16 protein-coding genes are annotated in these 14,601 nt (G+C 46.7%); 10 read left to right on the top strand and 6 right to left on the bottom strand.

All coding sequences use genetic code 11. The annotated features are described in order from the left end of the window. Positions 1-3 precede the first annotated feature (3 nt). The gene (locus KIO97_RS17795; protein ID WP_162092970.1) at positions 4-318 is read right to left on the bottom strand and encodes a YqcC family protein; all 315 of its coding nucleotides are present in this window, start codon (positions 316-318) and stop codon (positions 4-6) included. A 76-nt stretch (positions 319-394) separates the two neighbouring features. On the opposite strand from KIO97_RS17795, the gene KIO97_RS17790 reads away from it, so the two are divergent. Continuing rightward, entirely contained in the window at positions 395-1,432 is a 1,038-nt protein-coding gene (locus KIO97_RS17790) for a DUF3549 family protein (RefSeq protein ID WP_285383571.1), read from the top strand. 13 nt (positions 1,433-1,445) lie between these two features. Then, entirely contained in the window at positions 1,446-1,745 is a 300-nt protein-coding gene (locus KIO97_RS17785; RefSeq protein WP_005446190.1) for a DUF3301 domain-containing protein, read from the top strand. On the opposite strand, the gene KIO97_RS17780 is transcribed toward KIO97_RS17785, so the two are convergent. Next, a complete protein-coding gene (locus tag KIO97_RS17780) occupies positions 1,705-2,190 on the bottom strand; it encodes a GNAT family N-acetyltransferase (protein ID WP_010650007.1) in 486 nt (161 codons plus the stop codon). The two genes, KIO97_RS17785 and KIO97_RS17780, sit on opposite strands and share 41 nt — an antisense overlap. Before the next feature lie 920 nt (positions 2,191-3,110). Between KIO97_RS17780 and KIO97_RS17775 the strand changes: the two genes are divergently transcribed. After that, entirely contained in the window at positions 3,111-3,404 is a 294-nt protein-coding gene (locus tag KIO97_RS17775; protein WP_010650004.1) for a hypothetical protein, read from the top strand. Next, positions 3,401-3,844: a YaiI/YqxD family protein gene (locus tag KIO97_RS17770; protein ID WP_285383570.1), complete on the top strand. Its 444-nt coding sequence runs from the start codon at positions 3,401-3,403 to the stop codon at positions 3,842-3,844. The genes KIO97_RS17775 and KIO97_RS17770 overlap by 4 nt, the downstream gene beginning before the upstream one ends. Positions 3,845-3,951: 107 nt before the next feature. Here KIO97_RS17770 and KIO97_RS17765 read toward each other — a convergent pair whose 3' ends face one another. The 3 genes from KIO97_RS17765 to KIO97_RS17755 form a co-directional block, all read right to left on the bottom strand. Continuing rightward, positions 3,952-5,538, bottom strand: a complete 1,587-nt coding sequence (locus tag KIO97_RS17765) for an AbgT family transporter (protein ID WP_010449785.1) — start codon at positions 5,536-5,538, stop codon at positions 3,952-3,954. A 228-nt stretch (positions 5,539-5,766) separates the two neighbouring features. Then, positions 5,767-5,892 carry a type B 50S ribosomal protein L36 gene (gene ykgO / locus KIO97_RS17760; protein WP_005380299.1) on the bottom strand — a complete coding sequence of 42 codons (126 nt, stop codon included), beginning with the start codon at positions 5,890-5,892 and terminating at the stop codon, positions 5,767-5,769. Between the two features lie 3 nt (positions 5,893-5,895). Continuing rightward, entirely contained in the window at positions 5,896-6,156 is a 261-nt protein-coding gene (locus KIO97_RS17755; protein WP_010650001.1) for a type B 50S ribosomal protein L31, read from the bottom strand. A gap of 122 nt (positions 6,157-6,278) precedes the next feature. Between KIO97_RS17755 and tsaA the strand changes: the two genes are divergently transcribed. The 5 genes from tsaA (at position 6,279) to KIO97_RS17730 (ending at position 10,154) form a co-directional block, all read left to right on the top strand. Continuing rightward, positions 6,279-6,974, top strand: a complete 696-nt coding sequence (gene tsaA, locus KIO97_RS17750; protein ID WP_285383569.1) for a tRNA (N6-threonylcarbamoyladenosine(37)-N6)-methyltransferase TrmO — start codon at positions 6,279-6,281, stop codon at positions 6,972-6,974. A 111-nt stretch (positions 6,975-7,085) separates the two neighbouring features. Continuing rightward, positions 7,086-8,801 carry a proline--tRNA ligase gene (locus KIO97_RS17745; RefSeq protein ID WP_285383568.1) on the top strand — a complete coding sequence of 572 codons (1,716 nt, stop codon included), beginning with the start codon at positions 7,086-7,088 and terminating at the stop codon, positions 8,799-8,801. Between the two features lie 173 nt (positions 8,802-8,974). After that, positions 8,975-9,643, top strand: a complete 669-nt coding sequence (locus KIO97_RS17740; protein WP_050904963.1) for a tellurite resistance TerB family protein — start codon at positions 8,975-8,977, stop codon at positions 9,641-9,643. A 113-nt stretch (positions 9,644-9,756) separates the two neighbouring features. Next, positions 9,757-9,963, top strand: a complete 207-nt coding sequence (locus tag KIO97_RS17735; protein WP_005529380.1) for a YaeP family protein — start codon at positions 9,757-9,759, stop codon at positions 9,961-9,963. Further along, complete coding sequence (locus tag KIO97_RS17730) at positions 9,963-10,154, top strand: DUF4250 domain-containing protein (RefSeq protein WP_010449802.1); 192 nt, start codon at positions 9,963-9,965, stop codon at positions 10,152-10,154. The genes KIO97_RS17735 and KIO97_RS17730 overlap by 1 nt, the downstream gene beginning before the upstream one ends. Before the next feature lie 93 nt (positions 10,155-10,247). Here KIO97_RS17730 and KIO97_RS17725 read toward each other — a convergent pair whose 3' ends face one another. Further along, positions 10,248-11,612 (bottom strand): sodium-dependent transporter, encoded by a 1,365-nt coding sequence (locus tag KIO97_RS17725; RefSeq protein WP_005427479.1) that lies wholly within the window; start codon positions 11,610-11,612, stop codon positions 10,248-10,250. Between the two features lie 402 nt (positions 11,613-12,014). Between KIO97_RS17725 and KIO97_RS17720 the strand changes: the two genes are divergently transcribed. Further along, the gene (locus KIO97_RS17720) at positions 12,015-14,555 is read left to right on the top strand and encodes an Ig-like domain-containing protein (protein ID WP_285383567.1); all 2,541 of its coding nucleotides are present in this window, start codon (positions 12,015-12,017) and stop codon (positions 14,553-14,555) included. Positions 14,556-14,601: the final 46 nt, after the last annotated feature.

Raw genomic sequence — 14,601 nt, 5'->3', positions numbered from 1 at the left:
AGGTTACTTACATAGTTCGTCGATGGTTCGGATAGTCACTAATAGCTCGGCATAATGCAGCTCTTGCTTCCACGCTTCTGCGAAATACGGCTCAATAGAAAAGCCACGTGGCAAAGGTTGGTTACTTTCCACCAACGCACGCATACGTGCAATAAAAATCCACTGTAGCCACTCATGAGGATGCAGCGTATCAATCGCGAAAGGTTCCGTGCTCTGAAGCGCTTCTGCCGAGGGCATGGTTTGTTGCCACAGCTCATGGTGCTGCAATTGCGCTTCAAGTTGTTGAAGTAAGTCGACCAATTGGATGTTTGTTGCCATTAATTCTGTCTCGAACCTTGAATTAGCCGAGAATGATACCATTTCTTGTGAAAAGAACATTAGGATGTCGTATTTAATGGAAAACATTCAAACCCTCACTCAGCTGTTAAACAACAGTCAGTGTGAGTATCAAATCTTCGACCTTGGTCGTCGTATCAAGACCATCGAGCCACAAGTCTTTGCGGATGTGGAAAAAGGTCAATGCCCTTACCCATTCCCAATGCAACGCAAAGCGCATTTGGCTATTGCCTACTGGAATGAGCAAAAGCAGCCTTGGATTTGGTTCTTGAAGTTCGAGTTGGATGAACGTGGCCTGCTCAAGCAAGCGGATATTGGTAACTTCATTAAATACGTCGTAGAAGCCATGGGTACTCGTTTAAGCGAGGAAATGTCGGAAGAGCAACAACAAAAGCTTTCTAACAACCCATACACTTTCAAACCTGCGGAAGAAAAGATGGCCGTCTTCCACAGCCAAGTTCGCGCTAACTTGGACTTACCCACCAGCCAATATTACGAGCACACCCAGCATTACTTTACCGGTGGTTTAGGTTGGGAAAACTGGCAAACTGTAGGCCTACAAGGCATCACAGATATGGCTGCACGCCTAGGCAAAGAACAAAATGCCGTCACCTTACGTAAAGCCCTGAATCATTTACCTAATGAACCGCTTTATGCTCTACTTGGTGCGCTTGAACATGTCGACCTACAAGAACGTTTGGCGGGGCGCATTGCCGAGAAAGCGCAGCAAGAAATCGAAAGCAACGAACCTGACTTGTTCCTACTTTCCGCTCTGATTCGAGCTCTGGCGGGTGCACCGATCGAGGTGTCACAGCCCATCTTAATAATGATTTTGCAAAGCCCGCGCTTGAGCCACCAAGAAGTGTTGATCGGTATCGCTGGCCGTACTTGGCACTTATTAGCCAACGCAGATATCGCTGAACAATTTTTGCTGCGCCTCGCACAAACGGGTAACCAAGCCCTATTTAATCAGTTGTTTGCCGATTTAGTTATGCTTCCAGAGCTAAGAATGGTATTGCTTCCTTTGCTGCACTCTAGCCCATCGGAAGAGCTAGCGACTGCATTGGTAAAACTGCAGCAAGCAACAAAAGGATAATAAAGGATTAGGGATGATCGGTGACCTATTAGCCATTTTAGGACTGTGCTTCTTCTGTTTTTTGTTTTGGCAGCAACGACGTCAATCAGAGTTGGCAAAAGCGGCCATTACACGTAAATGTGAGCAGTTAGATCTGCAATTGGTGAGCATTGCATTTGGTGCGCATAAATTGAAAACGCCAGACGGAATCTGGCGTTGGCATACAGTGTATCAATTTGAGTTTTCATCCCTTGGTGATGACTGCTACCAAGGTGAGTTAACGATGATCGGGTTTAGGCCGCTGAACTTTCACCTACCGCCACATCGCTTGTGAATTCCATTTCAAAGTAAGGGCCGTAAAGGTCCTTGCTTTCTCTTTTCTTCGTAAATCCCAGTTTTTCCAGTACTGCCATGGATGCTTCGTGGTGGCTATTCACACTTGCTTTGACTTTGTGCAGCCCAAGCTCACGGCACGCTTTCGGAAAAAACGCCTTTAGCGCTTCTGTCGCTAACCCTTTGCCCCAATAAGCCTTATCAAAGATAAAACCTAGCTCTGGTTCATGATCTAGGTTTGAAATGAACACGTGTCCCATGTAATCACGGCTTGTACTCTCAAGCACCGCCATACTGTGGACATTCTCATCATCCAAGATCTTCTCAAACAACTGTTTGGCAGAAGATACGGTATGAGGTCCATTCATCTCTGCGCGGTTTTTAGCGCAGCAATTTAACATCACGAACTCTAGTTGCAACGACTCATTGTAGGGTAGAAGAAGCATTCTTCTGGTTACTATGGTCACATCTGTTCCTTGATTACAGCAAACTTAATTTATCCACATAGCAAAATTCAATAACGATAAGTTTTGTTACGCTATGACATTGTTATGCGGCACATAACGCCTTTTGAGAAGCCGAAAGTTAAACCAACTGATTGGAAAGGATATTGATCTGGATTGTTTTTTATTCAGTGTTATGAGGAATTTATAAACTTTGTGATATTGATACTTTTAATTATTGTAAGTTGTGCAAGTACAAAATAAGAAAGACCCCGATACTAGCGTATCGGGGTCATAGTCTTACTCGCAGCAGTCCGGCTACTAATTAGTGCTCCATGCATCATCCATAATAGTGGCTGATTCCGTCAGCTTAGTCCTTACGTCGCCGTCCTAGCGGTGTCCTTATCATCCTGATAGCTAACATTCCTCGTTAGCGCGCTTCACTTGTTCCTTGAGCGGTGTCCTTTGCATCGTCCTGATGCTGTCCTTACCTCAATCCTATGAGGGGTCCATTGTCTTTCCTTAGTCATCAACATCCTATTGATGATTGTGTCCTTACAATGTCCTACGCTCCTTGCTTGATCACTCATCCTGAATAATCAAATCGTCGTCCTGACGATGACCAAATCCTTGGTGCTTTCCTGTTCCATGTCTGCTTCCTGCCGACAAGGTTTAATTTACGCTTTTCCCTTTAAATCACAATCTACCCTAGGAAATCTTTTGCTGAAAAACTTAGTTAACAGTATGTTAAAATTATATTTTTCATAGACTTAAAGATAAAAATTTCTGTTTGGCTGATGACGAAATCGTTTTCTCTCACAACCCGTGTGAGAGATCTCGCACAAGGCACTGCCGAAATTGCTATTCGCTAAAATGTGCAGCGCAAAGTATGATGATATAAGTCATTTTAGTAGGGACAAATTATGTTAACTCAAGACGTCACTAAAGAGCTGGAAGCCGTGATGGAACAGTTGCAACAGCAAGGTAAAGAGCCGACCGTTGCTCTCGTTAAAGCTCGAATGAAAACACCAGTGCCAATGCCTGCATTAATCGCAACCATCAAAAGTTGGAAGAGCGCCAACCGCATTCCTAAAGTCGAGGTTGCGGTTCAAACGCCGAAAGAAGAAGATCGCATTGTTGCGCTGGAGAATACGGTGGCGAAGTTGGTTGCTCGAGTAGAAGAACTAGAAGCAAAGCTGAGTGAGAAAACATCATGAAACTGTGGGTAGATGCGGATGCTTGTCCGAAAGTAATCAGAGAGACGATTGTACGTGCCGCTGAGCGAACCGGTGTTGAATGTACATTTGTAGCGAACCATGTGGTCCCTGTACCCAAGCGTACCAATATTCACTCTCTGCAAGTACCCGCTGGCTTTGATATTGCCGATAACGAAATCGTCCGTCGCGTGGAAGCTAATGACTTAGTGATCACGTCTGATATTCCATTGGCAGACGAAGTGATCAGCAAAGGTGCTCAAGCACTAAGCTCACGAGGCGAGTTATATACCAAAGACACCATCAAAGCGCGTTTGAACATTCGTGACTTTATGGACACCATGCGCTCAAGTGGCATTCAGACTGGCGGCCCTGCTGCTTTGTCTCAAACGGAACGCAGAGAGTTCGCTAACCACCTCGATAGAATCCTTGCCAAGCGTTGATGACATCCCCCCCTTCCTCTCTCACATCAGCGGATTAATAGGCTAGACCATGAAACAAAAAGCCTGCGATAGACGCAGGCTTTGATTGAGCTGAGTGAGGTTGCCAATTAAGGCGTGTAATACGTTGCCGCACCAGGACCTACTGGTAAACCAAATACGAATACCCATAGGTAGAACAGTACGCTCCAACCAACAATGAAGACGATTGAGTAAGGCAGCATGGTCGCGATCAGCGTACCGATACCTAGGTTCTTCATGTAGCGTGTTGCTACCGCAAGGATAAGACCGAAGTAGCTCATCATCGGTGTGATGATGTTCGTCGTTGAGTCACCGATACGGTAAGCTGCCTGAATCGTTTCTGGCGCGTAACCAACAAGCATTAGCATAGGAACGAAGATTGGTGCTGTCACAGCCCACTGCGCCGATGCCGAGCCAATCATCAAGTTGATGAAGCCACACATTAGGATGAAGGCGAAGAACAGCATTGGACCCGTTAGACCGATTTCTTGCAGGAAGCTTGCCCCCGCTACCGCGAAGACTTGACCAAAGTTTGTCCACTTGAAGAAGGCAACAAATTGAGCCGCAAAGAATACCAAAACAATGTACATGCCCATTGAAGACATTGACTTCGACATTGCATCAATCACATCGCGATCATTTTTCATCGTGCCAACAACGCGACCGTAAACAAAGCCCGGTACTGCGAAGAAAACAAAGATGAACGCAACAATACTCTTCAGGAATGGAGAGCCTGCAACCGTGCCTGCATCAGAGCGCAGAACACCGTCAGCTGGAACGATAGTCCAAGCTAGTAGCGCAGAAACCGCCAGTACCGCAATACCTGCTAGTTTTAGACCTTTCTTCTCTACGTCAGTCAGACCACCCATCTTATCTTGAGATAGGTCTTCTGCCGCTTCTTCATCATTGTATTTGCCAAGTTTTGGCTCAACGATCTTCTCAGTAACAAATGCACCGGTAATCGCGATGAAGAAAGTAGAAACAAACATGAAGTACCAGTTTACTTCTGGGCCTACTGTGTAAGTTGGGTCAATCATCTGTGCAGCTGTTTCAGTGATACCTGAAAGCAGTGGGTCAACCGTACCAATCAGTAGGTTTGCAGAGTAACCACCAGATACACCAGCAAACGCCGCTGCTAGACCAGCAAGTGGGTGACGACCTAGAGAGTGGAACAGCATTGCCGCCAGTGGGATCAACACCACATAGCCAAGCTCAGAAGCCGTGTTTGAAATGATACCAGCGAAAACTACCGTTACCGTAACCATGCGCTGAGAAGCGCCCATTACTAGGCCACGCATTGCAGCAGAAAGTAGTCCAGAATGTTCTGCAATGGCAACACCAAGCATCGCAACCAGTACAGTACCTAACGGTGCGAAGCCTACGAAGTTTTTCACTAGGTTAGTAACAATCAGTTGTAAGCCTTCAGCGTTTAACAGGCTAACGACTTGAATCATGCCGTCGGCAGCGCGACCAGGTGCACCTTCAGGGCGAGGGTCAACAACGGAAACTTCGAAGTAACCAGCAATGCCGGACATGACTAGGATTGCAAGACAGAAAATAGCGAAAAGTGTGATTGGGTGGGGTAATAGGTTCCCCAAATATTCAACTGTATCTAAGAAGCGCGTGAACATTGGCTTCTTTGGCGAGTTTTGTTTCATTGAAGCAGATGAACTCATCTGTTCCCTCCTTGTATGTATTCCTGCGCATATGTAACAAAAATGTCACTAAGCATGCGCAGGGTACTCGACACAAGGGTTAAGTGAAAGTTCAAAACGTTACAGAATGTAAACAACAGTCGAACTTATGACCTATAATCGATAAATATATAGTTATATCACCCACATATAGATCATAAATTAGAATTATAGGTAACTACATTCCATAAATTCTTGCGATGTTTAAGGTTATTTCTGAACGGCCTTAAAACGCGGGTTTGTCTTGCAGATAACGTACAAACGCCCTCTTCGCTTAACGATTTGGCAATCTGGGTGACGGCTTTTTGCGCTCTTCAATGATTTAACCACTTTCATGTCTTAATCCTTATCTTTGCTAAATTGCCCAAAACGGCGATTAAAGTTCGCGATACGGCCTTCTGCTTGAACGACACGTTGCTTACCTGTGTAGAACGGATGGGACTCAGACGAAACGTCTAAAGTGAAGTACGGGTAAGTTTTTCCGTCTTTCCACTCGATAGTTCGGTCGGTTTGCAGCGTTGAACCAACCACAAAATATTCGTCTACGCTGGTGTCGTGAAATACCACAGGTCGGTATTCGGGGTGGATACCTGGCTTCATAAAAATTGTCCTTTTGATTAATTGTTATGTTATAACATTATAATTAATAATCATTCTCAAAAAGAAAAGCAAGCGAAATTTGTGATACTTTTCTTCTCAAACCTTTCATCAAGACACAAACCATGTATTCCATAGAGCCAGTTGGCATTATTGAAAGCCCGTATAAAGAGAAGTTCGCTGTTCCTCGCCAGCCACGTTTAGTGCCCGCAGCGCGATCTCGCGTCAAACTTCAAGGCGCAGCAAATAGCCCTGAAGCCGTGCGCGGATTGGAGCAGTTTTCTCATGTGTGGTTACTGTTTTTGTTTGATCAGAACTTAGAAGCGGGATGGAAGCCAACCGTGCGCCCACCCCGCCTGGGCGGCAACGAACGTATTGGCGTATTTGCTTCACGTTCTACCTTCAGACCCAACGGTATCGGCATGTCCGCAGTAGAGGTCAAAGGCATCAGCAAGAAAGGAGATCAGATCTATTTGGAGCTGGGTAACGTAGACTTGGTCGATGGCACGCCGATTGTCGATATCAAACCATATATCCCCTACTCGGATTCAATTGTAGAAGCGCAAGGTGGTTATGCCGAAGACGAGCCTGAAACTTCGCAGGTAGACTTCTCTGATATTGCACTGGCAACACTCAAAAAGCGTAGCGATACTGAGTATGTCAAAGCGGTAATCGAACAAGTTCTGGCGCAAGATCCCCGTCCGGCTTACAAGAAAAACAAGCCTGATAGTAAGGAATATGCGGTAAATTTGTTCGATCTGAACGTCAAGTTCACAGTAAGCGATAACTTAATAACAGTTACTGCGATTGAAAGCTTTTGACAAAGGCATTTGGCTGATATTATAAGCGGCTAACAATTTTCCCTTCGTGGGACCTCCATACTCTTGTCCATTCCGGCTTGAGTATCTAACTTTAATAAACGGATAAATTTAATGCGTACCAGTAATTATCTTCTTTCTACTCTGAAGGAGACTCCAAACGACGCAGAAGTAGTGAGCCACCAGCTCATGCTACGCGCGGGTATGATCCGTAAGCTGGCTTCAGGTCTATACACCTGGCTGCCTACTGGTCTACGTGTGCTGCGTAAAGTCGAAAACATCGTTCGTCAAGAAATCGACAATGCAGGTGCAGTCGAAACTTTGATGCCCGTTGTTCAGCCGTTTGAACTATGGGAAGAGACAGGTCGTTCTGAGAAGATGGGTCCTGAGCTACTTCGCTTTACTGACCGTCATACTCGTCCGTTTGTTCTTAGCCCTACAGCCGAAGAAGTGATCACTAGCCTTGTGCGTAACGAAGTGAGCTCTTACAAACAGCTTCCGCTAAACCTGTACCAAATCCAGACTAAATTCCGTGATGAGCGTCGCCCACGTTTCGGTGTAATGCGTGCACGTGAATTCTGCATGATGGATGCATACAGCTTCGACATCGACAAAGAAGGTCTAGAGAAATCTTACCAAGCGATGCACGATGCTTACTGTAAAGCATTCGATCGCATGGGTCTTGAGTACCGTCCAGTACTTGCTGACTCTGGCGCTATCGGTGGTAGCGGCTCTCAAGAGTTCCACGTACTTGCTGAAAGCGGCGAAGACCTAATCGCATTCTCTACTGAGTCTGATTACGCAGCGAACATCGAAAAAGCAGAAGCAGCAGCGCCTGCAGGTGAGCGTGCTGAGCCAACTCAAGAGATGACGCTGGTTGATACGCCAAACGCGAAAACAATCGCTGAGCTTGTTGAACAGTTCGACATGCCTATCGAGAAGACAGTTAAGACGCTTTTCGTTAAAGCATCTGATGAAGTAGACGCGGACATCATCGCTCTTATCGTTCGTGGTGACCACGAACTAAACGAAGTGAAAGCAGAAAACCTACCTCAAGTTGCTTCTCCACTAGAGATGGCTACAGAAGAAGAAATTCGTGCACTGATTGGCGCAGGTCCTGGCTCTCTAGGCCCAGTAAACCTTGAACTGCCATTCATTGTTGACCGCACAGTAGCTGTAATGAGCGACTTCGGCGCAGGCGCTAACATTGATGACAAACACTACTTCGGTATCAACTGGGGCCGTGACGTTGAGCTAGGCCAAGTTGAAGATCTACGTAACGTAGTTGAAGGCGATCCAAGCCCATGTGGTCAAGGTACGCTAATGCTTAAGCGTGGTATCGAAGTTGGTCACATCTTCCAGCTAGGTAATGTTTACTCTCAAGCGATGAACTGTGGTGTTCTTGGTCCTGACGGTAAAAACGTAATCCTAGAAATGGGTTGTTACGGTATCGGTGTTTCACGTGTTGTTGCTTCTGCAATCGAGCAGAACCACGACAAATACGGCATCATCTGGCCAGACGCACTAGCGCCTTTCAAAGTGGCTATCGTTCCTATGAACATGCACAAGTCTGAAGAAGTGAAAGAAGCGGCTGAGAAGCTGTACGCTGAACTGACGGCTATGGGTATCGAAGTACTATTCGATGACCGTAAAGAGCGCCCAGGCGTAATGTTCTCTGATATGGAACTTATCGGTATTCCTCACACTATCGTGATCGGTGATCGTTCAATGAAAGAAGGTAACTTCGAGTACAAGAACCGCCGCTCTGGTGAGAAGACAGCCGTTGCGATGGCAGACATCGTTGAGCACGTTAAAGCTCAGCTACAATAAGCTGCACTAAGCACACTGTGCTGAATATATAGCGATGAAAAGGGTTGGCTTCGGTCAGCCCTTTTTTACATCTGTTTTTTTAAATCTGCTGACTCCCTCTAATATTTGCGTTGTTAATCTTTGGTTCAGATTCATCACCTTACACTGAATTCAATCTAGTAAGGAGGTCACTCATGGATCTAAAAAGTCTTCTTAACCAAGCTCTCAAATCAGACCTGATCAAGCAAGGTGCCGATGCGCTTGGTAAACAATCGAGCAATATCAAATCTTCATCTAACTCTAGCCAACTAAAAACCCTTGGCGCAGGTGCGATCGGCGGCGGCCTTATCGGCATGCTGATGGGCTCGAAGAAAAGTAAAAAGATGGCGAAGAAGATGGGCTCTGGCGCACTTAAAGTCGGTGGCGCGGCAGCATTAGGTGCTTTGGCTTACAAAGTCTATAACGATTGGCAAGCGAAGCAGGATACACAAGGCGTTAGCGAAACCTTTGACCCAGATGACAATAAGCACGCGAAGTTGATCCTTAAAGCCATGATTGGTGCAGCTAAAGCCGACGGCCATGTCGATCAACAAGAAATGGCTCGTATCGAGCAAGCACTGACAGAAATGGGCGCAGATGATCATGTAAGACAGTTGGTTCATCAAGAGCTGCATAAACCTCTCGATCCAGCAGAAATCGCCCGCTTAGCAACGTCGCCACAACAGGCTTCAGAAATATATCTGGCATCACTGATTGTGGCCGATGAGCAAAATTTTATGGAAAAAGCTTACTTACAAGAGCTTGCGAAACAGCTCAACCTTTCTCCAGAGGTCACGCATCAATTGGAAGCACAGTTGCAGTGATGAATGTTTGCTCAAGTTGCTTGTTAACTTGAGCCAAAACAATTCTCTGCTTTGAGTTTCAAAACGGCTATGTGTATATTTGAGAGCAGTTATCATTTATTAAGGATTTAGCCATGCAAGTATACGGCTGTTGTGAATTAGTTCGTGAGCTTTACGCTCAAATCGGTAGTGGCGATCAAGCTTACGTGCCTCAAGCAATCTCGTGTGCCGTAAGAGCACTGAATGACGTTGCGGCAGACGAGTCTCTACCAAAAGACGTTCGTGAAAAAGCGGCATTTGCTGCGGCAAACCTACTGATCTCTGATTTCGAGGATAAGTAATGAATTTAGCGAACTTCGAATCCATGGATCCAATCATGCTGATGAGCATCGTCAACATGAAGCTACGTGACGACTTCGGTGGTGATCTGGATAAGCTGGTTGCATTCTTTGATATCGACCGCGCAGCACTTGAAGCAAAACTGGCAACGGCGGGTTTTGACTTTCTGCCTGACGCAGGTCAGTTCCGTTAACAGCCCATCGCGACGGACAACGTAAACAACGAATAGAAAAAAGGGCTTGATGCACTCATCAAGCCCTTTTCTTTTGTACTTTGCGTAAGCCGATTAGCCGAACGAAGCCCAAATAACGGTCGCTACCAGAATCGGACAAACAAACTTCACGTATGCCGGCCACAGCTTACCAAACCAACCTTGAGTGAACTCAGGACAACCTTGCTCAAGCTCTTTGATTTTTGAGTGACGGTTCCATACCCAACCACCAAATAGACAGAACAATAACGCCGCCATAGGCTGTAGGTATTGCGTTGCGATGGTTGCAACCATGCCAAACAGTGCACCGAAGTTAAATACGATAACCACACTGAACAGCGCAATCAGGCCACCCAATACCCAGCTTGTCGTGCTGCGTTTAGTATTGAATCGTTCACTTACTAGAGCAACCGGACATTCAAGCATCGAGATAGAAGACGTCAATGCTGCAATCGTCAGTAGTAAGAAGAACACGATTGAGAACAGTTGCCCAAGCAAACCTAAGCTATCAAACATCAGCGGTAGAACAGTAAATACCAGCGTATCAGAACTCAATAGCGAGCCATCTTCTGCGTAGATTTGAACGCCTTTTTGCATCGCAACGAACATCGCAGGCATCACCACGAGACCCGCAATAAAGGCAACCGCGGTGTCTACCATGGTTACGTTCATTGCCATCTTCGGTAGGTTCTCTTTCTTGCTTAAGTAAGAGCCGTAAATAAGCATCGAACAGCCACCAATGGTCAGAGAGAAGAAGCCCTGTCCCATTGCTGCAAGAATAAGCTTGCGATCCCATACTTTCTCGAAATCAGGCACTAGGTAGTGCTTCAAACCTTCCATCGCACCGTTTTGCGTCATGATGTAGATGAACAGCAAACCGAACAGAACAAACAGTGCTGGCATTAGACGTGTCGACCACTTCTCGATGCCCTGCTTCACGCCGCCTTGTACGATCAAAATGGTTAATACATAAAATGTAATCGTACCAAACAAGTTGCGTTCAACGCTGAAACCTTTCAACCATTGTGTCGCTGCTTCCATGCCCATGATGTCAGTAACTGCGCCCAACATAAAGCAGATCAACCAGCCGCCTACAATCGAGTAAAACGCCAAAACCGCACTTGGTACACTCAGGCCAATCCAACCAACTAGGCCGCCAAGCTTCTTGCCCACAGGGTTGTCTGTTAGAGAACGCATACTGTCTACTGGGTTTGCTTGACCATGACGACCGATCGCCATTTCAACCACCAGCATTGGGAATGCAACGATAAGAATCATCACCAAGTACACCAACAAGAAGGCGCCACCGCCGTTACTTGCTGCTTGGGTAGGAAAGCCCCAAATATTACCTAGACCCACTGCAGCACCTGCTGCCGCTAAGATGAATCCAAGGCGTGAGCCGAAATGCTCACGCGGCTGAGAAGAAGTTTGTTGTGTCATACCACTCACACAAAATATCAATGAACTAGCTGACTAGTACACTATAGTAATATCTTCTACTCAACAAGAGTGATTAGGTTAATTACTCGACAATCAGATCAATTAGCAGACATTCAGTTTGTAAATTTCCACGTACATCTCATATTCACCAAGTCTCCCATTCGCCCCTTTTGATGGATTTATAAATCAGCGTGAAGTGAGCCGAAAAATAATGAGCCGCGTTGTAAAGCACGAATAGTTCAGCGTGATTTCGTGTTGAAAAGTAAAACAAATTGCTTCGATTTTTCCTCATCAGGTCTATTTATCAACTAGTTATCTAACTATACCCATGTCATCTTGATGATACTTGGGGATGTATTTGTTCATGTTCTTTCGAACATCGAGTAACTCAAGGAGAGAAAAATGAAGGTCACGCTACTGCATGGTGCGGTCGTTGCAGCACTCAGTGTCAGCTACCAAGCTCAAGCCTACAATTGCCAAGATTTATCGGTCTGGGATAGTTCCACCGTTTATAATTCTGGCGATCAAGTACAAACTAAAGGCGCTGCGTATGAGGCAGCTTATTGGACGCAAGGCAATGATCCGGTCAATAACTCGGGGCCATGGGAAGCATGGAAAGGTCTTGGACAATGTGATAGTAGTGGTACAAACCTACCTCCGACGGTGTCCTTCTCTTCTCCTGCAGATAATGCGCAAATTCCAGAAGGCAGCGTGATCACTTTATTGGCGAACGCAGCTGACGAAGATGGTCAGGTCGCTCAAGTAGAATTCCTTGCTGGTAACCAGACCGTTGCTGTTGTTACCCAATTCCCTTTCCAAGCGGAATGGACAGCGGTAGAAGGTGTCTCTCAGTTAACAGCTATCGCCACCGACAATGAAGGTGCGATCACCACAACCAACGTGTCTATCTTCGTTCAACCGCAAACCGAATTACCACCTCCAACCGTTTCTCTCACGAGCCCTACGGGTACAGAAACACCAAATGTGGGTGACATCATCGCGGTAACAGCCGATGCAGCAGACAGCGATGGTTTAGTCACCCAAGTTGAGTTCTTCGTAAACAACCAATCCGTTGCTGTCGATACTGCGGCTCCATATGAATACGTCTGGACGGCGGCAGTCGGTACTCATACCTTCAAAGCGCAAGCAACCGATGATTCGAACCTGTCAACCATGAGCCAAGAAGTCTCACTCGTCGTCAGCGATTCCAGCTCTGGTGGCTGTGCAGATGCCGTGCCTTACGTTGCCGGCAACCGCTATGAAGCTGGTGCGCTCGTCTCCAACCTAAACCAGAAATACCGTTGTGATGTTGCGGGGTGGTGTTCTTCCGATGCCGCTTGGGCTTATGCTCCAGGTGACGGTTTGTACTGGCAAGATGCATGGACAGGCCTAGGTGCATGTTCGACGCCGCCTCAAGTGGCTATTACCGCACCGAGCGAAGGACAAGTATTACTCGCAGGCGACAACGTTGAAGTGTCCGCAGATGCCAGCGATGCAGATGGTAACGTGACTCAAGTGGAGTTCTTCGCCAATAACACCAGTTTAGGTGTGGTTGCTCAAGCACCATATTCCGTTCTATGGAATGCAACGCTAGTTGGCGCGAATCAACTAAAAGCCGTTGCCAAAGACAACGATAACAATACGTCCGAGTCTGTCGTTAACGTGACGGTGAGTGACCAAGATTTGGTGATTTCATTGACGTCACCGAGTGCAGGACAAACCGTCGGTTTAGGTAAGAATCTCGTTCTAAGCGCAGATGCAACTTCACTAACCTCTGGCGTGAAACACGTAGACTTTATGGTGAACGGTGCAATTGTCGCAACCGACACAACCGCACCTTACTCAGCGAACTGGACACCTGCCGCGATTGGTAGCTTTACGGTAAGCGCTCAAGCCACTGATCTTGCAGGCACAACAGCGCTTTCTGATGCCGCTTCGATTACCGTGGTTGAGCAAACAGAGAAACGCCACAAGCTGGTTGGATACTGGCATAACTTTGTGAACGGTGCGGGCTGCCCAATTCGCCTAGCGGATATGTCTGATGCATGGGATGTGATTGATATTGCCTTTGCAGAAAACGACCGTAACAGCGATGGTACCGTGCACTTCAACCTGTACTCTGGTGACATCTACAGTGACTGTCCTGCGCTAGACCCAACTCAATTCAAGCAAGACATGGCAGCACTGCAAGCTAAAGGTAAGAAGTTCGTTCTGTCTCTTGGTGGCGCAGAAGGCACAATCACGCTCAACACAGACCAAGATGAAGCAAACTTTGTATCGAGCCTGACCGCATTGATTGCCGAATGGGGCTTCGATGGCTTGGATGTGGATCTAGAAAGTGGTTCTAACCTGCTGCATGGTTCGCAAATCCAAGCACGTTTAGGTGGTGCTCTGCTGCAAATCGAGCAGAACATGGGCGGCGATATGTATCTCACCATGGCGCCAGAGCACCCTTACGTACAAGGTGGCTACATTGCTTATAGCGGTATTTGGGGGGCGTACATTCCTGTGATTAACGAAACACGCAGTACACTCGACCTTCTACACGTTCAGCTATACAACAACGGCGGCCTGCCAAACCCATACATGCCTGGCTCAGCTCCAGAAGGGTCTGTGGATATGATGGTGGCGCAGTCTAAGATGCTGATTGAGGGTTTTGAATTGGCAGACGGCACCATGTTTGAACCACTGCGTGATGACCAAGTGGCGATTGGTTTGCCATCCGGTCCGAGCTCCGCTAACTCAGGCCAGGCTCCAACTCAGAACATTCTAGACGCGCTAGACTGTCTGACCAAAGGCACCTCATGTGGCACAGTGAAACCAGCATTCAACTACCCGAATTACGCAGGTGTGATGACATGGTCAATCAACTGGGATGAACATGATGGCTTTAACTTCTCGAAGCCAGTGGGTGACAAATTGACCCAGATGAATGCGCAATAATTCGCGTAGATTCTGAATAGCACCGAAGTAAAAAGAGCGCCTTGAT

Source organism: Vibrio sp. B181a, from assembly GCF_030248375.1.
Taxonomy (GTDB): domain Bacteria; phylum Pseudomonadota; class Gammaproteobacteria; order Enterobacterales; family Vibrionaceae; genus Vibrio; species Vibrio campbellii.
Note: the sequence above shows the minus strand (reverse complement) of the source record. Positions and strands in the feature narration are given on the sequence as shown.